The sequence below is a fragment of the Pseudomonas sp. LBUM1640 genome (assembly GCF_059716225.1).
Map to the genome: position 1 here is coordinate 1912130 of NZ_CP166816.1, position 25445 is coordinate 1937574.

At 58.6% G+C, this 25445-nt stretch carries 30 protein-coding genes; 12 read left to right on the top strand and 18 right to left on the bottom strand.

Translation table 11 applies throughout. From position 1 onward, the window contains the following. Positions 1 to 18: 18 nt before the first annotated feature. Positions 19 to 1368: a heavy metal sensor histidine kinase gene (locus ACA065_RS08535; protein ID WP_497694129.1), complete on the bottom strand. Its 1350-nt coding sequence runs from the start codon at positions 1366 to 1368 to the stop codon at positions 19 to 21. Beyond that, positions 1365 to 2045: a heavy metal response regulator transcription factor gene (locus tag ACA065_RS08540; protein WP_497694130.1), complete on the bottom strand. Its 681-nt coding sequence runs from the start codon at positions 2043 to 2045 to the stop codon at positions 1365 to 1367. The genes ACA065_RS08535 and ACA065_RS08540 overlap by 4 nt, the downstream gene beginning before the upstream one ends. Before the next feature lie 156 nt (positions 2046 to 2201). Here ACA065_RS08540 and copI point away from each other — a divergent pair, with 156 nt between their 5' ends. Together copI and queF are read left to right on the top strand one after the other, a co-directional pair. Continuing rightward, positions 2202 to 2723 carry a copper-resistant cuproprotein CopI gene (gene copI / locus ACA065_RS08545; protein WP_497694131.1) on the top strand — a complete coding sequence of 174 codons (522 nt, stop codon included), beginning with the start codon at positions 2202 to 2204 and terminating at the stop codon, positions 2721 to 2723. A 66-nt stretch (positions 2724 to 2789) separates the two neighbouring features. After that, entirely contained in the window at positions 2790 to 3620 is an 831-nt protein-coding gene (gene queF / locus ACA065_RS08550; protein ID WP_497694132.1) for an NADPH-dependent 7-cyano-7-deazaguanine reductase QueF, read from the top strand. A 142-nt stretch (positions 3621 to 3762) separates the two neighbouring features. Here the strand turns inward: queF and ACA065_RS08555 are convergent, their stop codons facing one another. Beyond that, positions 3763 to 4029 carry a DUF4404 family protein gene (locus ACA065_RS08555; protein ID WP_094953082.1) on the bottom strand — a complete coding sequence of 89 codons (267 nt, stop codon included), beginning with the start codon at positions 4027 to 4029 and terminating at the stop codon, positions 3763 to 3765. A 110-nt stretch (positions 4030 to 4139) separates the two neighbouring features. Continuing rightward, on the bottom strand, positions 4140 to 4748 hold the full coding sequence (gene pcrP / locus ACA065_RS08560; protein WP_497694133.1) for an HAD superfamily inactivated hydrolase PcrP: 609 nt from the start codon (positions 4746 to 4748) through the stop codon (positions 4140 to 4142). Between the two features lie 195 nt (positions 4749 to 4943). Between pcrP and ACA065_RS08565 the strand changes: the two genes are divergently transcribed. Next, the gene (locus tag ACA065_RS08565) at positions 4944 to 5633 is read left to right on the top strand and encodes an MlaA family lipoprotein (protein ID WP_497694134.1); all 690 of its coding nucleotides are present in this window, start codon (positions 4944 to 4946) and stop codon (positions 5631 to 5633) included. 61 nt (positions 5634 to 5694) lie between these two features. Here the strand turns inward: ACA065_RS08565 and ACA065_RS08570 are convergent, their stop codons facing one another. Next, positions 5695 to 5991, bottom strand: a complete 297-nt coding sequence (locus ACA065_RS08570) for a PilZ domain-containing protein (protein ID WP_497694135.1) — start codon at positions 5989 to 5991, stop codon at positions 5695 to 5697. A gap of 276 nt (positions 5992 to 6267) precedes the next feature. Here ACA065_RS08570 and rssB point away from each other — a divergent pair, with 276 nt between their 5' ends. Both rssB and rssC read left to right on the top strand, forming a co-directional pair. Next, positions 6268 to 7449, top strand: coding sequence for a two-component system response regulator RssB (gene rssB / locus ACA065_RS08575; RefSeq protein WP_005786210.1), 1182 nt, complete (start codon positions 6268 to 6270; stop codon positions 7447 to 7449). Next, positions 7449 to 7931 carry an anti-sigma factor antagonist RssC gene (gene rssC, locus ACA065_RS08580; protein ID WP_003172602.1) on the top strand — a complete coding sequence of 161 codons (483 nt, stop codon included), beginning with the start codon at positions 7449 to 7451 and terminating at the stop codon, positions 7929 to 7931. The genes rssB and rssC overlap by 1 nt, the downstream gene beginning before the upstream one ends. Before the next feature lie 201 nt (positions 7932 to 8132). On the opposite strand, the gene tal is transcribed toward rssC, so the two are convergent. From tal to ACA065_RS08610, 6 genes are all read right to left on the bottom strand, one after another. After that, positions 8133 to 9059, bottom strand: a complete 927-nt coding sequence (gene tal, locus ACA065_RS08585) for a transaldolase (protein ID WP_497694136.1) — start codon at positions 9057 to 9059, stop codon at positions 8133 to 8135. A 366-nt stretch (positions 9060 to 9425) separates the two neighbouring features. After that, positions 9426 to 10412: a tRNA dihydrouridine(20/20a) synthase DusA gene (dusA, locus tag ACA065_RS08590; protein ID WP_497694137.1), complete on the bottom strand. Its 987-nt coding sequence runs from the start codon at positions 10410 to 10412 to the stop codon at positions 9426 to 9428. A gap of 84 nt (positions 10413 to 10496) precedes the next feature. Further along, on the bottom strand, positions 10497 to 10769 hold the full coding sequence (locus tag ACA065_RS08595) for a type II toxin-antitoxin system RelE/ParE family toxin (RefSeq protein WP_497694138.1): 273 nt from the start codon (positions 10767 to 10769) through the stop codon (positions 10497 to 10499). After that, complete coding sequence (locus ACA065_RS08600) at positions 10759 to 11001, bottom strand: CopG family transcriptional regulator (protein WP_497694139.1); 243 nt, start codon at positions 10999 to 11001, stop codon at positions 10759 to 10761. The genes ACA065_RS08595 and ACA065_RS08600 overlap by 11 nt, the downstream gene beginning before the upstream one ends. 221 nt (positions 11002 to 11222) lie before the next feature. Beyond that, positions 11223 to 12674 (bottom strand): hypothetical protein, encoded by a 1452-nt coding sequence (locus ACA065_RS08605; RefSeq protein ID WP_497694140.1) that lies wholly within the window; start codon positions 12672 to 12674, stop codon positions 11223 to 11225. A 502-nt stretch (positions 12675 to 13176) separates the two neighbouring features. Further along, a complete protein-coding gene (locus ACA065_RS08610; RefSeq protein ID WP_497694141.1) occupies positions 13177 to 13671 on the bottom strand; it encodes a hypothetical protein in 495 nt (164 codons plus the stop codon). Between the two features lie 452 nt (positions 13672 to 14123). On the opposite strand from ACA065_RS08610, the gene ACA065_RS08615 reads away from it, so the two are divergent. Together ACA065_RS08615 and ACA065_RS08620 are read left to right on the top strand one after the other, a co-directional pair. Then, positions 14124 to 14489: a DUF6124 family protein gene (locus ACA065_RS08615; protein ID WP_497694142.1), complete on the top strand. Its 366-nt coding sequence runs from the start codon at positions 14124 to 14126 to the stop codon at positions 14487 to 14489. A gap of 146 nt (positions 14490 to 14635) precedes the next feature. Then, a complete protein-coding gene (locus ACA065_RS08620; protein WP_094952876.1) occupies positions 14636 to 14857 on the top strand; it encodes a hypothetical protein in 222 nt (73 codons plus the stop codon). A 100-nt stretch (positions 14858 to 14957) separates the two neighbouring features. Here the strand turns inward: ACA065_RS08620 and ACA065_RS08625 are convergent, their stop codons facing one another. Further along, complete coding sequence (locus ACA065_RS08625) at positions 14958 to 16145, bottom strand: MFS transporter (protein ID WP_069552678.1); 1188 nt, start codon at positions 16143 to 16145, stop codon at positions 14958 to 14960. A gap of 494 nt (positions 16146 to 16639) precedes the next feature. On the opposite strand from ACA065_RS08625, the gene mqo reads away from it, so the two are divergent. Continuing rightward, positions 16640 to 18286 (top strand): malate dehydrogenase (quinone), encoded by a 1647-nt coding sequence (mqo, locus tag ACA065_RS08630; protein ID WP_497694143.1) that lies wholly within the window; start codon positions 16640 to 16642, stop codon positions 18284 to 18286. Positions 18287 to 18358: 72 nt separating this feature from the next. Here mqo and ACA065_RS08635 read toward each other — a convergent pair whose 3' ends face one another. Further along, positions 18359 to 19024 carry an NADPH-dependent F420 reductase gene (locus ACA065_RS08635; RefSeq protein ID WP_497694144.1) on the bottom strand — a complete coding sequence of 222 codons (666 nt, stop codon included), beginning with the start codon at positions 19022 to 19024 and terminating at the stop codon, positions 18359 to 18361. 99 nt (positions 19025 to 19123) lie between these two features. Here ACA065_RS08635 and ACA065_RS08640 point away from each other — a divergent pair, with 99 nt between their 5' ends. After that, complete coding sequence (locus ACA065_RS08640; RefSeq protein WP_497694145.1) at positions 19124 to 20020, top strand: LysR family transcriptional regulator; 897 nt, start codon at positions 19124 to 19126, stop codon at positions 20018 to 20020. A 4-nt stretch (positions 20021 to 20024) separates the two neighbouring features. Here the strand turns inward: ACA065_RS08640 and ACA065_RS08645 are convergent, their stop codons facing one another. Further along, positions 20025 to 20873 carry a LysR family transcriptional regulator gene (locus ACA065_RS08645; protein WP_497694146.1) on the bottom strand — a complete coding sequence of 283 codons (849 nt, stop codon included), beginning with the start codon at positions 20871 to 20873 and terminating at the stop codon, positions 20025 to 20027. Between the two features lie 98 nt (positions 20874 to 20971). Between ACA065_RS08645 and ACA065_RS08650 the strand changes: the two genes are divergently transcribed. Both ACA065_RS08650 and ACA065_RS08655 read left to right on the top strand, forming a co-directional pair. Then, positions 20972 to 21871: a DMT family transporter gene (locus tag ACA065_RS08650; protein ID WP_497694147.1), complete on the top strand. Its 900-nt coding sequence runs from the start codon at positions 20972 to 20974 to the stop codon at positions 21869 to 21871. 132 nt (positions 21872 to 22003) lie between these two features. Continuing rightward, complete coding sequence (locus ACA065_RS08655; RefSeq protein WP_159954939.1) at positions 22004 to 22333, top strand: YXWGXW repeat-containing protein; 330 nt, start codon at positions 22004 to 22006, stop codon at positions 22331 to 22333. Between the two features lie 19 nt (positions 22334 to 22352). On the opposite strand, the gene ACA065_RS08660 is transcribed toward ACA065_RS08655, so the two are convergent. The 3 genes from ACA065_RS08660 to ACA065_RS08670 form a co-directional block, all read right to left on the bottom strand. Beyond that, entirely contained in the window at positions 22353 to 22721 is a 369-nt protein-coding gene (locus ACA065_RS08660; RefSeq protein ID WP_497695317.1) for a hypothetical protein, read from the bottom strand. A gap of 77 nt (positions 22722 to 22798) precedes the next feature. Then, entirely contained in the window at positions 22799 to 23194 is a 396-nt protein-coding gene (locus tag ACA065_RS08665) for a type II toxin-antitoxin system VapC family toxin (protein ID WP_497694148.1), read from the bottom strand. Further along, positions 23191 to 23448, bottom strand: a complete 258-nt coding sequence (locus tag ACA065_RS08670; RefSeq protein ID WP_083359519.1) for an AbrB/MazE/SpoVT family DNA-binding domain-containing protein — start codon at positions 23446 to 23448, stop codon at positions 23191 to 23193. The genes ACA065_RS08665 and ACA065_RS08670 overlap by 4 nt, the downstream gene beginning before the upstream one ends. 154 nt (positions 23449 to 23602) lie before the next feature. Between ACA065_RS08670 and ACA065_RS08675 the strand changes: the two genes are divergently transcribed. Then, positions 23603 to 23995, top strand: coding sequence for a RidA family protein (locus ACA065_RS08675; RefSeq protein WP_497694149.1), 393 nt, complete (start codon positions 23603 to 23605; stop codon positions 23993 to 23995). A 1-nt stretch (position 23996) separates the two neighbouring features. On the opposite strand, the gene ppnN is transcribed toward ACA065_RS08675, so the two are convergent. Beyond that, positions 23997 to 25370 carry a nucleotide 5'-monophosphate nucleosidase PpnN gene (ppnN, locus tag ACA065_RS08680; protein ID WP_497694150.1) on the bottom strand — a complete coding sequence of 458 codons (1374 nt, stop codon included), beginning with the start codon at positions 25368 to 25370 and terminating at the stop codon, positions 23997 to 23999. Positions 25371 to 25445: the final 75 nt, after the last annotated feature.

The window sequence follows — 25445 nt, forward strand, 5'->3', positions numbered from 1 at the left end:
CGTGGGGACGATCAGCGATCAAGCGGGCAACTCAATCACAAACCGCGTCCAACCCGCCTCAGACTCACAATAAATCCTCCCCCCATGTGCCCGCACAATCGACTGGGTAATCGCCAACCCCAGCCCCGCATGCTCGCTGCTGCCTTCACGGCGCGCCGGGTCGGCCCGGTAGAACCGATCAAACAACCTCGGTAATAACGCAGGCGCAATACCTTCCCCGGTATTCTCCACCGTCAGCGTCACGCCCCGCGTGGTTTGAACCATGCGCACCCGCACTTCGCCACCGGCCGGGGTAAACCTGAGCGCGTTATCGAGCAAATTCGACAATGCCCGGCGCAACATGCCGCGATCGCCCGCGGTATGCGCTGTGCCCTCGCGCACCAGGCTGACCTGCGCGTCTTCCGCCAGCATCGCAAAGAACTCCAGCAACGCCTCCACTTCATCGTCCAGCGCCAAGGCTTCGCGCGTGGGCATCAGCAAGCCATGGTCGGCCTTGGCCAGGTACAACATGTCATTCACCAACTGCGCCATCCATTGCAGCTCTTCGAGGTTGCTGTGCAGCGCCTCGCGGTAATCCTCCAGAGGGCGCGGCTGGGTGAGGATCACTTGGGTGTGGGTCAGCAGGTTCGACAGCGGTGTGCGCAGTTCGTGGGCGATGTCGGCGGAGAAGGCCGAGAGGCGCTGGAACGAGTCGTCCAGGCGCCCGAGCATGGCGTTGAGGGCCTGGGCCAGCTCGGCCAGTTCCACCGGCATATGCTGTTGGGGCAGGCGTTGGGTCAGGGAGTGCGCCGACACGCTGGCGGCCACTTCACCCATGCGTCGCAGGGGCCGCAAGCCACTGCGCGCGGCCCAGGCGCCCAATAACGCGGTGGCCAGGGCCGAGAGCCCGACGGTCAGCCAGATTAAATCCTGCATACGTTGTAGGAAGTGTTGGTGATGCGTGATGTCGAGCATCAGCGTCAGTTGGGGCGAGCCGGGTTGGTTGGCGACCAACGGCGCGTTGTACACGCGGTAATCGATGCCGGCGTTTTGCAGGTTATGCAGACCGGGTGCTTCGGGCAGGCTGATGCCGGGCACGGCGTCAAACCAGCGCTGGCCCTGTGCGGTAATGCGCAACGCCAGCTCGGGTTGGCGATTGAGTTCGGCGCGCAGTTGCGCTTCACGTTGCGCGAACAACTGCGGCGAATCGACACCCTGCAAGGTACTGCGCAGGGCCACCAGCTGGCTGTCGAGTTGTTGCTGGTCCAGCTCGATAAAGTGCGCCTCACTGGCGTGGTTAAACAGCACACCGGCGAGCAACGAAACCACCGCGGTGCAAGCCGCAAACAGCAGCGCCAGACGGCTGGCAAGGGACAGGCGCTTGATCAATTGAAGCGCTCCTCCAGCACATAACCCATGCCGCGCACGGTGTGGATCAGCTTGTTGGGGAAGTTGTCATCGACTTTCAGGCGCAAACGGCGGATCGCCACTTCGATGATGTTGGTGTCACTGTCGAAGTTCATGTCCCACACCTGGGAGGCGATCAGCGACTTGGGCAGCACCTCGCCCTGACGGCGTAGCAGCAGCTCCAGCAGGGAGAATTCCTTGGCGGTGAGGTCGATGCGCTGGCCGTCGCGCTCGACGCGCCGGCGGATCAGGTCCAGGCGCAGGTCGGCCAGTTGTAGCGCAGTCTCCTGCGGCGTGCTGCTGCCACGGCGCAACAGGCTGCGCACTCGGGCCAGCAGCTCGGAAAAGGCGAAGGGCTTGACCAAGTAGTCGTCGGCGCCCAGCTCCAGGCCGTGCACGCGGTCTTCCACGGCATCTCGGGCGGTCAGGAACAGTACCGGGATGTCCAGGCCGGCGCTGCGCACGGCTTGCAGGATTTGCCAGCCGTCGCGGCCCGGCAGCATCACGTCGAGGATCAGCAGGTCGTAATCCCCCGTCAGTGCCAAGTGCTGCCCACTCGTGCCGTCGGCCACCAGTTCGGTGGTAAAGCCAGCCTCGGTCAGGCCCTGGCGCAGGTAATGGCCGGTTTTTGGTTGGTCTTCGACGATCAGCAGTTTCATGGGCGACTCTTGGCAGCGGTGAGCAACAGGCTTTATACCGTGGGTGCCAGGGCAGAGGCGCAACCTGACAAAGTTGTAATCTAGCAGTCAGCTGGCTGGCAGCGGCGCCATCTTAGAGTGCTGGCCAAGCTGTTCACACATTTTTGGAGAAGCGAGATGGCGTTGCGTACACCTCTGATATTGGCCGGTTGCCTGCTGGCATTGAGTTTCGATGCTGTGGCTGACACGGCCCACACGTTCGCTTTTGGCCAGCCGGCAGCGGCCGATAAAGCCACGCGCACAGTGGAAGTGGTGCTGCAGGACATTTCCTTTTCGCCCAAGTCCCTGGACGTAAAGGCCGGTGAGACCGTGCGCTTTGTGCTGGTCAACAAAGGCCAGTTGCTCCACGAATTCAACCTGGGCGACGCGGCGATGCACGCCGAACACCAGAAAGAAATGCTCAAGATGCAGGCCGGCGGCATGCTCACTGCCACCGGCATGGGCAATATGGACCACAGCGCGATGGGGCACGGTGATATGGGCGGCATGAAGCATGACGATCCCAACAGCGTATTGGTCGAACCGGGCAAGACCGCCGAGCTGACCTGGACCTTCACCAAGGCCACGGGCCTGGAGTTTGCCTGCAATATCCCTGGGCATTATCAGGCGGGCATGGTCGGCAAGCTGACCGTTGAGTGAGGCGGTTCTTAGGCGCGGGGGCAAAGGCTGGTAGACTGGCGCGGTTTATTTAGCCAGGTTTCCGCCATGCATCCCGCAGCCGAACATTCGCCGCTGGGCAAGTCCAGTGAATACATATCCACCTACACCCCGTCGTTGCTGTTTCCTATCCCTCGCGCCGCCAAGTGGGCCGAGCTGGGCCTGAGCGCCGAGACCCTGCCGTATAAAGGCGTGGATTTCTGGAACTGCTTCGAACTGTCCTGGCTGCTGCCGTCGGGCAAGCCAGTGGTGGCCATCGGTGAATTCAGCATCCCGGCCGACTCGCCGAATATCATCGAGTCCAAGTCCTTCAAGCTGTACCTCAATTCCCTCAACCAGACCGCGTTTGCCGACACCGCAAGCCTGGAAGCGACGTTGCGCACCGACCTCAGCGCCGCTGCCGGCAAGCCGGTGAGCGTGCGCATCCGCAGCCTTGCCGAGGTTGAAGCCGAAGGCGTGCAGGCCTTGCCGGGCGTGTGCATTGACGACCTGGACATCAGCGTCAGCAACTACGAACACCCGCGCCCGGAACTGCTGCGTTGCGATGACTCGCGCATTGTCGAGGAGAGCGTGCACAGCCACCTGCTCAAATCCAATTGCCCGGTGACCAGCCAGCCCGATTGGGGCAGCGTGGCGGTGGAGTACCGGGGTTCGGCACTGGATCACGCCAGCCTGCTCGAATACCTGGTGAGCTTTCGCCAGCATTCGGACTTCCATGAGCAGTGCGTGGAGCGGATCTTTCTCGACCTGCAGCGTTTGCTCAAGCCGCAGAAGCTGACGGTGTATGCGCGGTACGTGCGGCGGGGTGGGTTGGATATCAACCCGTATCGCAGCACTGAGGACATGCCGTTCCAGAATGTGCGCCTGGCGCGTCAGTAACCATCACACAAAACAAATGTGGGAGCGGGCTTGCTCGCGAAAGCGGTGTATCAGTTAAATATCTATAAACTGACACACTGCCTTCGCGAGCAAGCCCGCTCCCACATTTTGGTTCTGTGTTGGGCTTGGGTTGGCGTTCGGGTTAGATCCCGATATTGCCCAAGGTGATCACAATATTGCGCAGCGTCCCCGCAATACCTGGGTGATCCAGTTCGAAGCCTTCCACCGCGCGATTCACATCGTCAGCGATACTGGGGGATTGGGTGGCGGGTTCCAACTCAAGCTGCACTTCAAACTTCGCAATCAATTCTTCCAGCGCTTCACGCTTTTCGGGTGGCAGCGGTGGCTCCTGGTTCAATTGCTCGCGCAGGATGGTGACCTGTTCTTGCAGTTTTTCGCGGGCAGGCATGGCGTTCTTCCTTTTATCGATAGGCACTGGCATAGACCGCGGCACGCCGCGAAAGGTCTATGGGCTGACCTGTAGATTAATCCACCGGCGCCCTCAGTGCATGATCTCGATCAGGGCTTCTCGCCTTTGAGCTGGCGCAGGCTGATGTCGGCCAGGCAGCTGCCGAGGTCGCCAAGGTGATCGATCACCGAGTGCACGCCCAGCCCATACAGCGCCACCGTGGCTTTGCCGCGCTTGTGCTCGCGTTGCTGCTCGGTCAGCGCCTGCCATTGCTCGGGCGCCAGGCCGCACAGCGAGCCGCAGGACGCCAGGCCGATGGTCCACAGCCCGGCATTCAGGCCCGCTTGCAGCAGGCGTGGCTCGCCGCTGACCAGTACGCAGCCTTCCAGGCGTTCGATGTTCAGTTCCATCAAGGCTTGCCAGCACGCGTGCGGCGCAGGCCAGCGGATGGAGGAGGGTGACGCTGCCTTGAGCCAGTCAGGCAGTGCGGCAGCCAGCGGGGTGGTCACCGAGGCGGGCAGCTCATCCAGCCAGGCGCAAGGGATGCCTTGATCCTTGAGGCTGCGCAGGATTTTCAGTGCGCCTGGGGTGGCGTGGGAGTCGGGGGAGGGCGAGTCGGTGCGCGCCTGGGAACCAAAATCCACCAGACAGCCACTCAGCCCAAAGAGTACGGCAGTCAAAGTGGGGGCGCTGGCGACGGCAATCTCGGCGTGAGGCATTTCTACATCCCTGAAATAGCCATGACGCTATCGGGGCTGGATGACAAGCGCATGACACGCCCGCTAATTGTAGGAATTTTGTGCATTTTCCGTATGTCGTTTCCCCGTAGCTGCCTAATTCAACACTTCCGTCATATACTGACGATCTTATTCAGGGCATAGCGCCCATGACAGACCATTCAAGGAGCCAAAGCTATGCGCTGGAGCCAGTACTTCGCTCAGCTATCTGTGTGTGCCACCGTCCTGTTGGCCCCGTTCGCGGCCCAGGCGGCGTCGGAAGACGACCCATGGGAAAGCGTTAACCGCCCGATCTTCACCTTCAACGACACCGTTGATACCTACGCGCTCAAGCCCATTGCCCAGGGTTATCAGTTTGTAACCCCGCAATTCGTGCAAGACGGCGTGCACAACTTCTTCCGCAACATCGGCGATGTCGGCAACCTGGCCAACAACGTGCTGCAGCTCAAGCCGCACGCCGCTGGCGTGGACACCGCCCGTCTGCTGATGAACACCACCTTCGGCGTGCTGGGCTTTATTGATGTCGGCACCAAAATGGGGCTGCAGCGCAGCGATGAAGACTTCGGCCAGACCCTCGGCTACTGGGGCGTCGGCAGCGGTCCTTACGTGATGCTGCCACTGCTGGGCCCAAGCACCTTGCGTGATGCGCCGTCCAAATACGTCGACAGCTACACCCAACCGTACCGCTACATGAACGACATCGGCTGGCGTAACAGCACCTTCGGCCTGAACATCGTCGACACCCGTGCCAGCCTGCTCGACAGTGAGAAGCTGATCACCGGTGACAAGTACACCTTTATCCGTAACGCTTACCTGCAGAACCGCGAGTTCAAGGTCAAGGACGGCAAGGTCGTCGACGACTTTTAAGCTGTGACGTTTTGAAATGAAAAAGGCGACCCCAGTGGTCGCCTTTTTTTGTGCGCGGTTTTCAGTGCATTTTCAAGATCTTGAGGCCCAGGTGCTGGCGCTCACCTTCGTTTTTGGCCCACACCACCTCGGTGTCTGCCTCCAGGCCTGCGAGGGCGGCGTGCTCTGAATCAATGCGCACCGTCAGGGTGTCCCCGACCTGAAACTGGCGAGGGGCCTCGACCTGCATGCCAGTGCTGGAAAGGTCCACGCAAACCCCGGCAATCTCTTGCCCTGCGTGGATCAGCGACACATCGGCATCCACTCGCATGCGGATGAAATCGCGTTTTTCGTCGTAGTCACGCTCGTGTCCGCTCACGGGTTCCATCCTTACTTTGTGTTGTGGTCGTGGGTGTTCTTATAACTCCCGGTGATTTGCGGTGTAAAGACGCCCGGCGACCATCGGCATGAGCTTGAAACCCCTGACGGATGGGAGTACCGTCTGCGCCTTAGAAGGGCACCTCTGCTTTACCTTTGTGCATGGGCAAAATCCCAATGCTTTGTAGGACAGAGTGGCTAGAAAGCGAATCCAGTACGTGAGCCCGGCCATTGTCGAGCCACCTACGCCAACCTAATTCTGGCGCCGTTTGCCCACATGCAAAAAACCAGTGCCACGCTGCTGATAATCGATGACGACGAAGTAGTGCGCGCGAGCCTCGCGGCCTATTTGGAAGACAGTGGCTTCAGCGTCCTGCAGGCCAGCAATGGCCAACAGGGTCTCCAGGTATTCGAGCGCGACAAGCCCGACCTCGTGATCTGCGACCTGCGCATGCCCCAAATGGGCGGCCTCGAGCTGATTCGCCAGGTGACCGAGCTTGCGCCGCAGACGCCGGTGATTGTCGTGTCCGGTGCCGGGGTGATGAACGATGCCGTCGAGGCCCTGCGCCTGGGCGCCGCCGATTACCTGATCAAGCCCCTGGAAGACCTGGCCGTGCTGGAGCACTCGGTGCGCCGCGCACTGGACCGTGCCCGCCTGCTGCTGGAAAACCAGCGCTACCGCGAAAAGCTCGAAACCGCCAACCGCGAGCTCGAAGCCAGCCTCAATTTGCTCCAGGAAGACCAGAACGCCGGTCGCCAGGTGCAGATGAACATGCTGCCGGTCAGCCCCTGGAGCATCGACGAGTTCAAGTTCGCTCACCAGATCATCCCGTCGTTGTACCTGTCGGGTGATTTTGTCGACTATTTCCGTGTCGATGAACGGCGCGTTGCGTTCTACCTGGCCGACGTCTCCGGCCACGGTGCTTCCTCTGCTTTTGTCACCGTGTTGTTGAAGTTCATGACCACACGGCTGTTGTTTGAATCCAAGCGCAATGGCACCTTGCCGGAGTTCACCCCCTCCGAGGTGCTGGGCCACATCAACCGAGGCCTGATCAGCTGCAAGCTGGGCAAGCACGTGACGATGGTCGGCGGCGTTATAGACGAAGAAACCGGTCTTTTGACCTACAGCATCGGCGGTCACCTGCCGATGCCGGTTTTATACACTCCAGACAGTGTGCGTTACCTGGAAGGGCGTGGTCTGCCGGTGGGCTTGTTCAATGAAGCCACCTACGAAGACCACATCCTGGAACTGCCGCCAACCTTCAGCCTCACGCTGATGTCCGACGGCATCCTGGACCTGCTTCCAGAGCCTACACTCAAAGAGAAAGAAGCCGCCTTGCCCCAAAAGGTCAAGTCGGCGGGCGGCAGCCTGGATGGCCTGCGGCAGGTTTTTGGATTGGCCACGCTAGGGGAGATGCCGGATGATATCGCCCTATTGGTGTTGAGCAGGAATCTTTGATGAGTACCGGAAGAATCCAATTCGCCGAGCAAGACGGGACCTTCGTCCTGAAGTTTGTCGGTGAAGTGCGCCTGACCTTGTGTTCAGCGCTGGATGCAACGATTGAGCGGATTTTCACTGCCCTGAATTTCTCGGCGATCGTCATCGATCTGACCGAAACCCGCAGCATCGACAGCACCACCCTGGGCCTGTTGGCCAAGTTGTCCATTCTGTCTCGGCAGAAGGTCGGCCTGTTGCCGACCGTGGTCACCACCCACGAAGACATCACCCGGCTGCTGCAGTCCATGGGCTTCGATCAGGTGTTCAACATCGTTGACCGCCCGATCCCGTGCCCGGAATGCCTGACCGACCTGCCGTCGCAAGACCAGTCCGAAGAAGTGGTACGGGTCAAGGTGCTCGAAGCGCACAAGATCCTGATGGGCTTGAACGAGTCCAACCGCGAAGCCTTCCACGACCTCGTGAACGCCCTGGAACGCCACTAACCTCCCCGTTGAAACCCAATTCCAATGTGGGAGCGGGCTTGCTCGCGAAAGCGGTGGGTCAGTTATGAATTTACTGACTGACCCACCGCATTCGCGAGCAAGCCCGCTCCCACAGTTGAACTGCGTTCGGCGTTGAATAAGTTAAGTACAAAAAAGGGCGGCACCCGCGAGGGTGCCGCCCTTTTTGTCGCCGCCCGCTTTTTACAGCTTGGCAGTCAACAACGCCTCAAGCTTCTCCTGATCCCGAGCAAACTGACGAATGCCCTCCGCCAGCTTCTCAGTCGCCATCGCATCCTCGTTGGACTCCCAACGGAACTGCGCTTCAGTCAAATGCACCCGCGCTTCACCGGCGTGGCCTGGCGCCAACTTGCGCTCCAGCTTGCCTTCGTCCGCCGCCAGTTTCTCCAGCAGGTCCGGGCTGATGGTCAGGCGATCACAGCCGGCCAGCTCTTCAATCTGGTTGAGGTTACGGAAGCTCGCACCCATCACCACGGTCTTGTAGCCATTGGCCTTGTAGTAGTTGTAGATGCGCGTCACCGACTGCACGCCCGGATCATCCGAACCGGTGTAGTCGTTGCCGTTGGCCTTTTTGTACCAATCGTAGATACGGCCCACGAACGGCGAAATCAGGAACACCCCGGCTTCGGCACAGGCCACGGCCTGGGCAAACGAGAACAGCAGCGTCAGGTTGGTTTGGATGCCTTCTTTTTCCAGCTTCTCCGCCGCGCGGATGCCTTCCCAGGTGGAGGCGATCTTGATCAGCACGCGGTCACGGCTAACGCCGGCTTTGTCGTACAGGTCGATCAGACGGTGCGCACGCTTAAGAATCGCGGCTTCGTCGAACGACAGACGGGCATCCACCTCAGTGGAAATACGGCCCGGTACTACTTTGAGGATCTCTTGACCTACCGCCACCGCAAAACGGTCGCTGGCCAGGCCTACGTCACCGTTGCAGTCCTTCACGCACTCATCCAGCAGCTTGGCATAGCTTGCGATCGACGCGGCCTTGAGCAGCAGGGAGGGGTTAGTGGTGGCGTCTTGCGGCTTGAGCTTGGCGAGGGTAGAAAAATCGCCGGTATCGGCTACGACGGTGGTGAATTGCTTGAGTTGTTCCAGCTTGGAAGTCATGGGCGTGCTCTGTCCTGTGGGTCTGATGACATTACCCGAGCGCCGGCAGGCGCTCAAGGGCGCAAATGCGTTCGATCGTTTGCGAGGGCAACAACCTGAAAACAGCCGTTTGAATCACCGGCCGTACTGCTAAATAGGAGACCAAAACCGCCGACAGGTTCCCCTTATATTGATCGTTCCCACGCTCCGCGTGGTAACGCCTCCTGGGACGCTCCGCGTCCCGCTACCAACGCACGGCTCAAGCCCAGCGCAATAGTGACGCGGAGCGTCACGCCCTGCATTCCCACGCAGAGCATGGGAACGATCAGTTGGGGGAACCGCCAACCCCAGCCACCCAATAAACCAACTGACACCCAACCCGCTAAATCACCGCCCCTCCAACAACTCCCCCGCCTGATCCAACAACGCCAACGGATCACTCGCCTTATGAATATCCACCGACAACATCTGCCGAAATTTCCGAGCCCCCGGAAACCCAGTCCCCAACCCCAACACATGCCGAGTAATGTGATGCATCACCCCGCCACTGGCCAAATGCTCCGCAATATAAGGCCGCAACAGCGCCAACGCCTCCGCCCGACCAACCACCGGCGCCGTACTCCCAAACAACTGCTGATCCACCTCCGCCAGCAAATACGGATTGTGATAAGCCTCCCGCCCCAACATCACCCCATCAAACACCTGCAAATGCGCCTGGCACTGCTCCAGCGTCTTGATCCCACCGTTCAACACAATCTCCAATTCCGGGAAATCCTGCTTCAACTGCGCCGCCACGTCATAGCGCAACGGCGGAATATCGCGATTCTCCTTCGGCGACAACCCCTCCAGAATCGCAATCCGCGCATGCACCGTAAAACTGGTACACCCCGCATCCCTCACCGTCCCAACGAAATCACACAGCTGGGCATAACTGTCCCGCCCATTGATCCCGATACGATGCTTCACCGTCACCGGAATCGACACCGCATCACGCATCGCCTTCACGCAATCCGCCACCAGGGCAGGGTGCGCCATCAGGATCGCGCCGATCATATTGTTCTGCACCCGATCACTCGGGCAGCCGACGTTCAAGTTCACTTCATCGTAACCGGCCGCCTCAGCCATGCGTGCGCATGCGGCCAGGTCAGCGGGGACACTGCCGCCCAGCTGGAGTGCGAGAGGGTGCTCGGCTTCGTTGTGACGCAGGAAGCGGTCGTGGTCGCCGTGCAAGATCGCGCCGGTGGTGACCATCTCGGTGTAGAGCAGGGCGTGCTTGGAGAGCAGGCGCAGGAAGTACCGGCAGTGGCGGTCGGTCCAATCCATCATGGGGGCGACGGAGAAGCGGCGGGAGAGGGGAGCGGTTTGTAGGGGCATTGGGGTGTCTGAGTCAGCGAGGCGAATGGGGCGCAGTTTATCAGGGATGGGTCTAGGGTGTGGGAGAGGCGTGTTCCGCGCCATTCACCACTTTGAACGGGGACGTTGCCGTGTGTGGAATATGCCGAGGATTTGCAGGCGATCACCGCGTACTCGATACGGGATCAGATAGGACCAGTTGGGTACCGACCATTCTCGGTTGTGTTTGACCCCACCTTCACGGCCCATGGAGGGAAACTGAGCTAGCTTGTCGACGCTGGCGAAGATGGCGTCAGCTGCCTTTGGATTTTCGAGAGCGATATAGTTTGCTTCGTCTTCCAGATTTTTGAGTGCCTTTTCAAGCCACTCAACCCGCATTCCGGCTCCAGCGCCTAGCACGCATCGCTGCGACTTGGTCTTCGGTGGCGAATTTGCCTTGGTCGGCTTCTTTTACTGCTAACTCGATTTGGGCGGTCAGCGTTTTTTCGTGCTCAATGTAGTCGCGCAGAACGTCCATCGCCAGGTAGGTCACAGTCTGGCCGTTGGTTTTGGCCCGGTCGGCGAGAGAGTTGGAAAGGTCTTCTGGTAAGTTTAGGGATATTCCAGTCATGGTGGCCTCGAGGGTGCACGTTTGTGGGGCATCTTACACCGTGGAGTGCAGGGGCGAATCAGCAGGTCGTCGTGAGATGTATCCTGACGTGATTCGTTTGTTCTGCTCTCTAACCTCAACGCCGGAGTATCGTGGTCTGACCCCGATATCATGACCCCGACATCACAAGTTTTTTGCTATGAGGCTTCTTATGCAATTTTTAATGCGCTTCGATTACTGATTTACCGAATAATATTAATTGTGTCGAAAATCCGCTTGAGCCTTTCGGGGTCGTCGAAATAAGCCATATCATTAATTACCAGTGTGCGTACTTTAGGAACGGCCGCGATTATTGTCTTTTCAATTTCATTGACGATTGGCATTAATAGAGGGATGTCCAGCAGGAATCTTTCCTTCAGTTGGGTATCGGTACTGCATCCAGCGTGCATGCCATTAAATAAATCTATGCGGCGTTCTCTGTCGGGGTCTGGATCAGGGAATTCACTGTAATCTTTGGCGAAAAAACGCCGGCTACTCTCAAGGCACTGCTCGAGTATCGAATCAATCAAGTCTTGATTTGTGAGACTAACATGAGGGTGCATTAGCTTAAGAATCGAGCTTGGACTTGCACTAGACATGACATTTGGAAGGATTCGCCTTATTAAATATTGGGCCACAACGTTCATCGAGAATGGAAGAACCTGCCCAGTGTGAACATAAGGTATGGTAAGTTTCTCTAGCATCTCAGGCATGATTAGCGACGCTGCAAAGTCTTGAGCTTTAATATCAAGAAATAAGCGTAAATCAGAAGCTTTTTTTATCAATTCAGAGAATCCGTCCTTGCCTAAGAACTTAAAATATTTTTCTGAGTAGCCATAAAGATCCACATTGCCCAAAGCGATCTGGAATTCCGGTGGTACAGAAGCAAGGCGTTTATATAAGGCGCTCAAGTTTTCATCAGTGAGAAATTTTATCCCAGATGCTTCCAGTTTTTTGGTAAGGATTTCATCGAACTTAGTAGGGTCTAGTACTGGCATTGTTCTAAAAAATTTAGACATGACAGTTGGATAGCTTGATAAGCTGATGTTTAGGTCAATACCAGTATATGACTTAACAGTCAGCAAACCTAGCGTTCGTTTCACATATTCAAGTGCTTTCTGTTCGTCATAGGCTTGAAACGTTGCGTATCGCTCTATAAGAGTTTGAATGGTTCGAAGTGTACTGCCTGAATCAATTTCCACTTGGCACTCAACGCAAAAAGATGAGAGAAGTGTTACTGCGGGTTCGAAGTAGCCACCACTGGCGTAGAGATGATATTCGAATGTCGCAGGTGAAGGCAAAAGACTTTCTTCACTTAGAGAAAACATCAGAAACTTAATTATTTCTTCAAGGACTTCTGGGCGCGACATTTTTTTCTGAAGCTTTTTGCATTGTACAACTCCTACGACTTGGCCTTGACGGTACAGTAAACAATCCCTACCACGCTCCCCCACGCCCTTCATTAACACTACATGGTCAAAGTTTGAATAGTCATGTTGTTGAATTCTTGCCTCTATTAGTGAATACACCAATATTTCAAATTCGCGATCCCCTAGCTCATTCAGTGGCAATGCCGGTAGGCCAATGTCTACTGCATGAGGTTTATACCCTTGAGTGATTTCGTCATCGATCTGGCTTTGGGGCACGGAAATCATGATGAATCCTTGTAAAAAATTCTGACTTTGTCAGCGAGGCTTGTTAAAAAATACTCTAACTTTAAAGAGATACAGTCCTTTCAGGTAGATTAGTAGCATAGCTAATTTATCTACCCGCTTCTCCATTTTTCGCAGACGTCAGCATTTGATCAGTATTGGCCCTATCCCGTCTGTCAAATACTATATATCAACCATCACCAAGCATGCCTGTGCGACGATCCTCACCGGCTTAGCAAAACTGGTGTTGAGGTGATTGCTTAGGAATTGCTACAAGAGAAACGCTCGTGCGACTTTTTATCAGACAGATCAGGGCGAATGGGGTGCAGTTTATCAGAGATGGATATTGGGTGTGAGAGAGGCGTGTACTGCGCTTCTCACCACTTCGCGCTTAGCATTGCTTCGTTTGGAATGTGTCGAGGATCTGAGGTCGGCCAGTACGTCAGATATAGTGGCCTGACCCCGATATCCTAGAGTTTTGAAATGGTTATGAGTAATAGCCGACTCATAGACCTAGCTCTTGCTCCACAATGCTCAGAAAATTCTCCTCGTTAAATTCAGAAGTATTCTGCCGAGGTCTCCCATTGGGAGGGATTTTTTCAATAAGCCACTCGTAATCGTCAGTGTTAGGCTTAGAGCTTGTTTTAATTAAGTAGCAGTCGATTTTTTTGCATTTTATATCTATCCGCCCTGTTCCGCCCATAATGAATCGCGCAACTGGTTCAATTGTTAGGGATTGTCGGTTGACGGTAATAGATAACTTGTCAATTGAGTAGGTGTATCTGTTTTCTGATGAGGGGCTTTCGTGTATGGAGATTGATTTACGCTCTGTTGTAAGACCAGCCGAAACTAATGGTGCAAGCCATGTTTCGATTTGATCATAAACGCGATAAACCTCCGAAGGCCATTGTGCGATAGCTTTGTCTAAAAGGGCGTTACCTTCTGCTTCACTTTCCAGTTTTTTTTTCAAAGCGGCTGCTAGCTCTTCTGCCTTACTCATTGTGATTTCCTATCTTTGCTTTGAGAGTTTTCGTGGGGGCGTATTGGAATGTATCGTAATGGAAGATTTCGAACAACTACGTTAGCGGTGTAGTTTTTTGCCGTGGATACCGTCAAATAAAAGAGGGGCGGCCGAATATCGAGGTCAGGCCACAATAGCTCTTGGGACATTTCCCACATCTTTCTCAGCTTGCCCCTCAGACCTCCCCTCGCTAACCTCCCCAAACCGCTGTAAACCCAGCGGCCGGATGTGGAAGTCCGAACCAAGCTAAGACGCAATCGTCACAAACACCTACCGGCGTTTTTTTACGTCTGTATCATGTGTTTCGGCGGCTGTGCGCGGGGCACTTCGGTGCGCCGGGTCCTTAGCCCTGGTCTTCCACACCTGCGTACGGCTGCCACCCTCATGTGGAAGTGAGATTGGCAGTTCCTGAACAGTTAAGGAGCTTCGCCATGCACAAGGTCACACCTAATCCGCCTCATGCCTCAAACGCTGAACCCGCCGATGCCAAACTTTATGCTGCGGCTGAGCGTGCTATCCATCATTACCTGCCGCCATCTGACGACACTGCTCCCGCAGAGCAACCACCCAGCAACCTATTCTCCGTCAGCCCCAACATCGACACCGAAACCCTCCTAGCCAACGCCGCCGAAAACCTCGACTCCGCCAACCAAATGGCCGCCACCCTGGCCTTCGACCTCGACGAACCCCACCGCGCCATCATCCTGGGCATCCAGCAACTCATCGACCTAAGCGCTCTACTCGTCAACCGAGCCCAAGAGCAAGTCGCGCCTGCCGCCAGCCCGGCCACCGCCTGACCCCCAACCCCGCCGCCTTAACCCAAGGCGGCGACCTGAACCCATGCTGTCACCCCGCAAAATTTCATAATACCCAGCGCCTTTGAGGTCTACGATCCTCTTCAAGAGAGGGCCCCCGCGCCTCCAGCCCACAGGGAACTGAAAAGATGATCTCGAACCTGGTTAAAGTCGTGATGATTGCTGGCACGTTGCTGTTGGGCGCTTGTTCGACGGGGTCGTCGGGCGGGAGTGGTGACCCTTGTTTCTCTGGCGGATGCCAGGCGTTTGGGGACCATAGTCCGAGCAAGGCGGCCAAGATGAGTTTTGGCGGCAGTGGGTTGGGGAGTAGTTATGGGGAGTATGGGTCGGGGTTGTTGCATGATGATTGATGGAGTGGTGGGGCAGTCATTGACTTGGTGACTGACCCACCGCTTTCGCGAGCAAGCCCGCTCCCACATTGGATCTTGGGTGGGCTTTAAAAAGTTGGCGTTAGTGGCCGCCCTTCATGCGGCGGGCGATGAGGTAGATGCCCAGGCCGACCAGCGCTGTGGCGGCGCCGATGTAGCCGGTGCTGGTCCAGCCGTAACCCGCCGTAATCGCCATCCCGCCAAACCACGGCCCCAGCGCGTTCGCCAGGTTGAACGCCGCGTGGTTGGACGCCGCCGCCAGGCTCGGGGCTTCGTGGGCGATGTCCATCAGGCGGATTTGCAGCGGTGCGGCCAACGCCACCATGGTGCCGACCAGGCCCATGCTCAGCAGCACGCCCCACAGCGACGATGCCGCGAAGGGGAAGAACAGCAGCACGGCTATCGACCACACCAAGATCAAGCCCACGGCGCGAAATTGCATGCGGTCGAACAGTTTGCCGCCGGCGATGTTGCCGATGATGCCGCCTACGCCAAACGCGGCGAGGCCGAAGGGAATCCATTGTGGCGAGACTTTGGTCACTTCGAGCATGGTCGGGGCGAGGTAGCTGAACACGCAGAACATGCCGGCAAAGCCAATCGCGCCAATCGACAGGGCCATCCACACCTGGGGTTTGGTGAAGGCGCGCAGTTCTTTGCGGGGGTCGCTGCGCGGTTCGTCGCGGCGGTCCGGTACGAATTGCCAGACGAGGGCGATGGTGCACAGGGCGATGGCGCTGACCAGGGCGAACGCCGAGCGCCAGCCCAGGTGTTGGCCTAAGAAGGTGGCGATGGGGTTGCCGAGCAGCATGGCGAGGGTGAGGCCCATCATCACGCGGGCCACGGCGCCGGCGCGTTTGTCGTTGGGCACCATGCTGGAGGCGACGACGGCGGCGATGCCGAAGTAGGCGCCGTGGGGCAGGCCGCTGATAAAGCGGAAGGCCACCAGCGAGCCGAAGGTCGGGGTGAAGGCGGTGGCGAGGTTGCCCAGGGCGTACAGGCCCATCAGCAACAAGAGCATGTGTTTGCGCAGCAGCTTGGCGCCGAGGATGGCCAGCAGTGGCGCGCCGACCATTACGCCGAGGGCGTAGGCGCTGATGGCGTGGCCGACTTGCGGTTCGCTCAAATTCAAGTTCTGGGCGATGTCGGGCATCAGGCCCATGATGGCGAATTCGCCGGTGCCGATCGCGAAGGCGCCCACGGCCATGGCAGCTTCCATTTTGGCGGCGCTGCGCGCGGGCAGTACGTGCCCGGGTGTTTGCTGGATAGTCATGGGTAACTCTGTTTGGAAGGATTGCACGAAGGACTGCCGCCGATGCTACGCAAGCAGCGGCGAGGGTGTCTAGAACAGCCTTTTGCAACAGAGTTCAGTTTCATCAACGCGCCTGTGACGCCACGTCGCGTCTGCCAGGCTTGACACGCTCGGGTTAAAACCCGCGATTTAGAGCTGTCAATTGGCCAAACGACGCATAAACGCTGTTTAGCGTGATATTCTGCGCGCCGTCTTGGTCTAGTCTTTCCCCGGTGCGTACACCCGTATACGTCCCGGCGGTTGGCTGTCGCCCAGGTAGCTGAAGCCAATAATGATAAAAAGTCAGCGCAGAAGGGACAAAAACAGTGAGGTCGATACGTCGGCCTTGTGTGCCCACCCTGCGGCTCTGTAGTGAATGTGCAAACCCCGCGATGTGCTGCCTGGCGCAGCGTGATTGAGGGTTGCCCATGCTCAGGGGCGGTGGGGCGGATGGCGTTTTATCATAGGTGCTACTGATGTTTAAAAAAGTAAACACTGCCCTGCTGGGGCTGGCTTTGTCGATGGGGATCACGTCCGTTCAGGCGGAAGAGGCAAAGAAAGTCGATGTGCTGCTGATCGGCGGCGGCATCATGAGTGCGACCCTGGGTGTTTGGCTCAACGAGCTGCAGCCGGACTGGTCGATGGAGATGGTCGAGCGTCTTGATGGCGTGGCCGAAGAAAGCTCCAACGGCTGGAACAACGCCGGTACCGGTCACTCGGCCCTGGCTGAGCTGAACTACACCCCGGAAAACAAGGACGGCACCGTTGAGATCCCGAAAGCGGTCGAGATCAACGAAGCGTTCCAGATCTCCCGTCAGTTCTGGTCCTGGCAGGTCCAGCAGGGCGTGCTGAAGAACCCGCGTTCGTTCATCAACTCCACACCGCACATGAGCTTTGTGTGGGGCGATGACAACATCAAGTTCCTGAAAAAACGCTACGAAGCCCTGCAAGCGAGCCCGCTGTTCGCCGGCATGCAGTACTCCGAAGACCCGGCGCAGATCGCCAAGTGGGTTCCGCTGATGATGGAAGGGCGTGACCCGAACCAGAAAATCGCAGCCACCTGGACCCCGATTGGCACCGACGTGAACTTTGGCGAGATCACCCGCCAGTTCGTCGCGCACCTGCAAACTACGCCGAAGTTCGACCTGAAACTGTCGAGCGAAGTGCAGGACATCACCAAGAACGCCGACGGTTCGTGGCGTGTGAGCTACAAAAACCTGAAAGACGGCACCAAGACTGAAACCGACGCCAAGTTCGTGTTCATCGGCGCCGGCGGCGGTGCACTGCACCTGCTGCAGAAGTCGGGCATTCCTGAAGCCAAGGAATACGCAGGCTTCCCAGTGGGCGGCTCGTTCCTGGTGACCGATAACCCGGCCATCGCCGAGCAGCACATGGCCAAGGCCTACGGTAAGGCTTCGGTTGGCGCGCCACCGATGTCGGTTCCGCACCTGGACACCCGCGTGCTGGATGGCAAGCGTGTGATCCTGTTTGGCCCATTCGCGACCTTCTCGACCAAGTTCCTGAAAGAAGGCTCGTACCTGGACCTGCTGACCAGCACCACCACCCACAACATCTGGCCAATGACCAAAGTCGGTATTCGTGAATACCCACTGGTCGAGTACCTTGCCGGCCAACTGATGCTGTCGGATGACGACCGCTTCAAGGCACTGCAAGAGTACTTCCCGAACGCCAAGCAGTCCGACTGGCGCCTGTGGCAAGCCGGTCAGCGCGTGCAGATCATCAAGCGTGACGAAGAACAGGGCGGCGTCCTGAAACTCGGCACCGAAGTGGTCAGCTCCGCCGACAACTCTATCGCAGGCCTGTTGGGTGCATCGCCAGGCGCGTCCACCGCAGCTCCGATCATGCTGACCGTGCTGCAAAAAGTGTTCAAGGACAAGGTCGCGACTCCTGAGTGGCAGGCCAAACTGCACCAGATCGTACCGAGCTACGGCACCAAGCTGAACGACAGCCCTGAGGCTGTTGCCAAGGAATGGGCCTACACCGCCGGTATCCTGCAACTGACGCCGCCGCCTGCGATTCCGCAGATGACCGCACCAAAGGCTACCGAGGCTGCCAAGCCTGCGGCTGAGCCGAGCAAGCCGGCGTCTGACCTGGCGCTGTAAGCCAAAGGTTAAACCGCTGTAAAAAAGCCCGCTGAACCGGTAACGGTCAGCGGGCTTTTTTGTGCGCGGTGTTCAGGCGCGGGCGCGTTCGACCGGCGGCAGTTCCACCGTGCGCTCGGCCGCCGCCAGCGCCGCTTTTAAGCCCGCCTGGTCCAGCGGCACGCAGTACGCAGGTTTTGCCCGCTCAAAACGCCAGCTTTCATCCAGCTTGCCGGCGTCCACGGCATCGAAACCGAGCTGGTCGAGCAGCTGGATGACTTGCGCCTTCGCTGCGGCGTCATCGGCGGCCACCGGCAGTGCGCGGCGGTCGGGCGCGCCGTGGGGGCGGGCGTCTTGTGTCAGGTCCGGCGCAAAGATCGCATTGAACACTTTCACCACGTGTGAGTGCGCTAGGTGCTCGGCGAGCAGCCGGCTGGTGGTGGTTTCAAAGCGGTCCAGTACGGCGATATGCCCATCGCGGTTGGGGTAGTAATTGTTGGCGTCCATCACCGTTTTGCCTTCCAGCCATTGCGCGGGCACGCTGCGGTAATGCTCCAGGGGGATCGCCACCAGCACCACGTCGCCATACTTGGCGGCGTCTTCAACGCTGCCCACCTGAACACCGAGTATGCCGCTGAGCACGCTGCTCATGGTCTGCGGGCCACGGGAGTTACTCAGCATCACCTCATGCCCGGCGGCCAACGCCAGCTGTGCCACGGCACGCCCGATAAAACCTGCTCCAATCACGCCGATCTTCATGGTCTTGCTCCTCGTAAGTCGTGGAGCGGCTATGATGATTGGCAACTGGTTGGCGATAAATGAGCGTTTCGGCGTTGGTGTTGTTACTGGGAGTAGGGAATGATGGACCGCCTTTCAAGCATGAATGCCTTTGTGATAGCCGCCGAGTTGGGCTCCTACGCACGCGCCGCCGAGCGCTTGAACATGTCCGCGCAGATGGTTGCCAAGCATGTTGCCGCCCTGGAGCAACGTCTCGGAGCACGCTTGCTCAACCGCACCACGCGTCGGCAAAGCCTGACGGAATTGGGGCACGCGTACTACGAACGCTGCAAACATATCCTGACGGAGGCCGAGGCTGCCGATTCGCTCGCCCAGATCATGAATGACACACCGCGCGGCAAGCTGAAAGTCACCGCCCCGGTTACCTTCGGTTCCTACAGCCTGATACCGCTGATTACCGCGTTTTTGCGCGACAACCCGGACGTGGAAATTGACCTGCACCTGACGGACCGTTTCGTCGACCTGGTAGAGGAAGGCTATGAAGCGGCGTTCCGTATCGGCCCCCTGGCCACCACCGGTTTGACCGCTCGGCCGCTGTCGCCTTATCGCCTGGTGGTGTGCGCGGCGCCTGCTTACCTGGCGGCGCGGGGTACGCCGCAGTGTCCGGCGGACCTGGCGCAGCATGAATGCCTGGGCTACGCCTTTTGGTCACGCCCGGCTGACCGTGAATGGGTCTTCCACCAGGGCGCGACGGCCTACACGGTGCAGGTCGCCAGCCGCCTTCAGATTAATGAAAGCCGGGCGTTGATGTCGGCGGCACTGGATGGGTTCGGCATTGTTCTGGGCCCCGAAGACTTTCTGCGCACGGCCTTGGCCCGGGGTGAGTTGTTGCGGGTATTGCCGGCGTTTGAGGCGCCCAGCCGCCCCATGCACTTGGTCTACACGGCCAACCGGCAGCGTACTGCCAAGTTGCGGCGATTTGTCGAGGCGGTATTGGTGCGCTTCGGCCCGGCGTGAGGGCTCAAAGGTGGAAACCCTGTTTAACCTGCGCATACAGATGAAGGGCCAGTGCGTTGCTGCTATCGCACAGCAGGTACAGATGATGCACCGGCAGTGGGGGTAACTCGAACCCTGCAATCACTTGTGTCAGCCCCGCGCCCATGCGGCTTTCCTCGATCAACCCTACCGCCACGCCGCTGCGGATACAGGCCTCGACCGCCGTGGAGTTGGGGCTCTCGAGCAATACCCGGTGGTAAATCCCGTGATCCTTCAGCGTCTGCAGCGCCGCCGCACGGTAGGGGCAGCCGGCGACGGGCACGGTGATCGGCAGCGCCGCGTTCGGCGGGCAGTTGAAGCCCTCGGCCGCCACCCACAGCGGCTGCACCGGCCCCAGGCGTTCGCCCTGGGCCAGGGGTTGGGCGCTGACGGTGATGGCCAGGTCGAGCTGGTTAGCCATAAACATATTCAACAGTTCACCGCTGGTGCGCGCTTCAACTTCCAGCTCAAGCAGCGGGTTGTCAGCGATCAAGCGGGGCAGAAACTCCTGCATGAACGCCGGTGCGTAGGTGTCGGGAATACCCAGGCGAATCTTGCCCTGCATGCGCTGCGGCATCAGCGCAATCAGCAGGCGGTCGTGGCTCTTGAGAAACTCGGTGGTTTCGCTCAGAAGTTTCTGGCCGTACAGCGTCAACTCCACGCCTTGGTTGCTGCGGCTGAACAGGCGTTGGCCGATCTGATCTTCGAGCTTTTGAATCTGCGTGGTCACGGTCGACGCGCTGCGGTGCACATGGTCGGCCGCCTCGTTGAAGCGACGAAAGCGCGCTACGGCGTGGAAGGTGCGTAACAGGTCGATATTCAGTTGTTTGGCCATGATTCCACTATTGCGGATTGGTGGTGCAGGTTATTCAAATATACACAATCATGTGTGGGCCTTAGCCTTTCAGTCAACGTGCACTGACGGGAGGCTTCATGACGCGATCATCCTTAAAGCGGCTGCTGTTGCAGGCGGCGTTTGTGCTGTCCTGGAGCTCCGGCTATATCGGCGCCAAGTTGGGCACGCAGGGTGGCGGGGCGTTCAACCTGCTGTTCTGGCGCTTCCTGTTGGTCTCGGTGTGCCTGGGGCTGTTTTTGAACGTGAGGTTGTTGAAGGTTTCTTGGGCTCAGATCCGCCATTACGCGGTGATCGGCTTTCTGTCGCAGTTCCTGTACCTGAGTTGCCTTTACGTGGCGATCCAGAATGGTTTGCCGCCGGGGATTGCGGCCATCATCGCGGCGTTGCAGCCCTTGATGACGGCGGCCTTATCGACCGGCAGCGCTGCCGAACGCAGCGGTGGCTGGCAGTGGATCGGGCTGTTGATCAGCTTTGTTGGTGTGTCCATCGTGATCGCCGGGCAGTACAGCAGTGGCGGCCAAAGCGTCGGGCTGGTCATGTACTTGCTGCCACTGGCCGCCGCGTTGGGGCTGACGCTGGCAACCTTGTATGAGCGCCGCGCCGTGCAACGCCAGGACGCGGGTTTGGTGTTGCCGCTGTTTATCCAGTCGCTGCTGACCTTGATCGGCTTTACCGCTGCCGTGCTTTACACCGACACGCTGAGTATTCCCCGCGACCCTGACGTGTTGATCTCGATTGTCTGGCTGACGCTGTTCTCCACGTTCGTCGCCTACTTGAGCCTGTGGATGTTGTTGCGGGTAATGACCGCAACCCACGTGGCGGCGCTGGTTTATCTGGAACCACCGGTCACGCTGGTGTGGGCGGCGCTGATGTTTGGCGATGTGATTGGCGGTGCAACCTATGCCGGGATTGCCGTGGTGGTCGCCGGGCTGATGCTGGTGCGCTTGAAACAACCGACTGTCGCGTGCACTTCCTGAGGCTTGCAGGTTCAGCAACCTGACAGACATCACCTGTTACAAAGAACCCAGGCCTAAGCAGGAGCGCGGCTGAACTAAGGGGGCATTTTTTACTGGTGCAGGTGTTGGGCGTTAGCGCCCGAGGATATTTGTATGTTGCTACGTTATGCAGCAATGGCGGCAGTGGTCGTCGCGGCATCCGGGTGTGTGCAAGAGCGCGTTGTGCATGACCGCAGGCCGGTTCAGCGTGAATATGTCGAAGTGGTTGCGCCACAACCGCCACCGGTCCAGGTGATCGAAGTCGAGCCCGCAGCCCGTTACGGCTATGTATGGTCACGCGGTTACTGGCGTTGGGAAGGTGGGCGATACGTCGCGGTGCACGGCCATTGGGAGCAAGTGCGCGAAGGCTATCGTTATGTGCATCCGCACTGGGTGCAACGCAATGACGGTTACCACTGGCAGGGCGGTGGCTGGGTTCGCTGAGCCCCGGCCGAAACAACGTCTAGATCGGCTTCTGGGTACCTAGAAGCCGAACTTCCCGCAACAGCGCGGCACCCAGTTGATCAGTGCCCAATTCCTTGTAGCCGACCGCCTTGATCTCGCCGTTCTCTTCGGCCTGGATGATGATCACCGGTGTTTCCTTGCCGGTGCCTTCGTCCACATGCAGGGCGTACTGGGGGATAGCCAGCTTGATCGGCGTACCCGCCGCTTTGCCTTGCACGTTGATCAAGAACGCGGCACAGCCGCTGTCGACATCCACGCTGGTGGCAGAGCGGCCGCTGACGAAACAGGTTTTCGGCAGGTCGGGCCAGGCGATGGTGTCGGCGGAGGCCAGGGCGGAGGCCAAGCTCAAAATAGCGAGTAGCAGCATGCGCACGTGAGTCTGTCTCTTGATCAAGGTTGAACGCGGTTTTTACCAAAGCCTGAACGCTGTCGCAATGGTGTGGCTCAGGCCAGCCGTTTCATCCCGGTTGCCTTGGCCGCGTTCAGATCAAAGGTGGCGGTGTATTCACAGCCGGCCGCATGCGCGCAGCGCTCTATCAGGTAGTCGGCGAAGTCGGCTTTGCCCGCCGTGAATCGTCGCAGTGCCTGCCAGATGATCTCGGCATGTTCCACGGTCAATTCACGCGTGCGCAGCAGCGTTTCCAGAACGGTCACCACCTCGCTCTTGGCCGACTGGTAACAGCTTTGTAAAACCCAGACCAGTTCCACCACCGAAACCAGGCTGACAAAGCCCGGCGACAGTGTGGTAAGCGATTCGATCAGCTCCGACGCCTTGGGTGATTGGACCGGGTCATCCTGGGTGACATAACGCACCAGCACATTGGTATCCAGGCCGATCATCGCGCTTTTGCTCCCTGGGTTGCGATGGCGTGGTTCATGGCGTCGATCGATACGGCCTGGGCGGGTTTGCGGATCAGCCCCTTGAGGTCATGCACGGTTTTGCTCGCGGCAATGATGGAAAACTTTCCGTCTTCCGTTTCGACAAATTCAACCCGGTCGCCCGTTTCCAGGCCCAGCGCTGTGCGGACTTGGATAGGGATGGTGATTTGCCCTTTCGAGGTAAGTGTGGCGGTCGCCATAGTGAAGATCTCCATCGTGATATTCCTTACCTTAAGGTAAGGACTGATGAAGGGCAAGATCCGTTGGTCCATAGGTCGCTCTCTGGTGTGAGTAAGTGGGAACAGGTAAAACCCTAGTTCGAACTCTTCGCTCTCACACGCTTTCCTGCGCCCCAAAGAGATACAAGCTATGACCGACCGCCAGCTCATCATTCCTGCCGCCATGCAACCCATTGTGGCGCGCGCGGGCTACGTGCCAGCCGTTAAAGTTGGCAACACTTTGTACTGCGCAGGCCAGGTCGGCCGCACGCCGGAACTGGCCGTGATTGACGATCCCGAGGCGCAATTCATCGCAGCCTGGGGCAACTTGCGGCAGGTTTTGGGGGAGGGCGGTTGCAGCTTTGATGACGTGGTCGACATGACCACGTATCACGTGAACATGAGCCAGCACATGGCGGTTTTTCGCGAGGTGAAAAACCGCCTGTTTCCACGTGGGCATTGCGCCTGGACGACCATCGGCGTGTCAGAACTGGCGCATCCCGGTTTGCTGGTGGAAATCAAATGTGTGGCGGTGCAGCGCTAATTCATTGCACCACGCGATAACACGGCACATATGCCGCGCCGCCTGGCAGCTTCATACGGTGCTGGGCGACAAACGCCTGTAACAGCTCATCCAACGGCTTCATGATCGCCGGGTCGCCGTGAATCTCATACGGCCCATGCTGCTCGATCAGGCGAATGCCCTTGTCCTTGACGTTACCGGCCACGATCCCGGAGAACGCGCGGCGCAGGTTGGCCGCGAGTTCGTGGGGTGGCAGCGCGTGGCTGAGTTGCAGGCTGGCCATGTTTTCGTGCGTCGGGTCGAACGGGCGCTGGAAGCCTTCGTCGATCTTCAGCAGCCAGTTGAAGTGGAACGCGTCGTTGCGTTCACGACGGAACTGCTTCACCGCCTTGAGCCCGGCAGTCATCTGGCGCGCCACTTCAGCCGGGTCGTCGATGATGATCTGGTAGTGCGCTTGGGCCGCTTCGCCGAGGGTGGCGCCGACGAATGCATGCAGCTGTTGCAGGTACGGCGCCGCGTGTTTCGGCCCGGTGAGGAGGACCGGGAACGGCACGTCACGGTTGTCCGGGTGCATCAGGATGCCCAGCAGGTACAGGAACTCTTCGGCCGTGCCGGCGCCGCCCGGGAAGATGATGATGCCGTGGCCAACGCGCACGAAGGCTTCCAGGCGTTTTTCGATGTCCGGCAGAATCACCAGCTCATTAACGATGGGGTTCGGCGCTTCGGCCGCGATGATGCCCGGCTCGGTCAGGCCCAGGTAGCGCCCGCCGGTAATGCGTTGTTTGGCGTGGGAAATGGTCGCGCCCTTCATCGGGCCTTTCATCACGCCGGGGCCGCAGCCGGTGCACACGTCGAGGCTGCGCAGGCCCAGTTCGTGGCCGACTTTCTTGGTGTATTTGTATTCTTCGGTATTGATCGAGTGACCGCCCCAGCACACCACGATTTTCGGCTCGACCCCCGGGCGCAGCGTGCGGGCGTTGCGCAGCAGGTGGAACACGTAATCAGTGATGCCTTGGGAGTTGCTCAGGTCGATGCGCTGGCTGTCCAGCTCGTTCTCGGTGTAGACGATGTCGCGCAGGGCGCTGAACAGCATTTCACGGGTGCTGGCGATCATTTCGCCATCGACGAACGCGTCAGCGGGCGCATTCAGCAGTTCCAGGCGCACGCCGCGGTCCTGCTGGTGGATGCGTACTTCGAAGTCTTTATAGGCGTCGAGGATGGTTTTGGCGTTGTCGATATGCGCGCCGGTGTTGAGGATGGCCAGGGCGCACTGGCGGAACAACGTGTAGATGCTGCCGGTGCCGGCTTCACTCAGTTGCTGGACTTCACGTTGGGACAGGGTTTCGAGGCTGCCCTTGGGGCTGACGGAGGCATTGATGACTTGACGTTGGGGCATTCTGATTCCTTGAAGGCGCAGCCACCGCAACCGTCTAGGGCAGCGATGGCCTGAAAATGGTGAGCGCCGAATTCG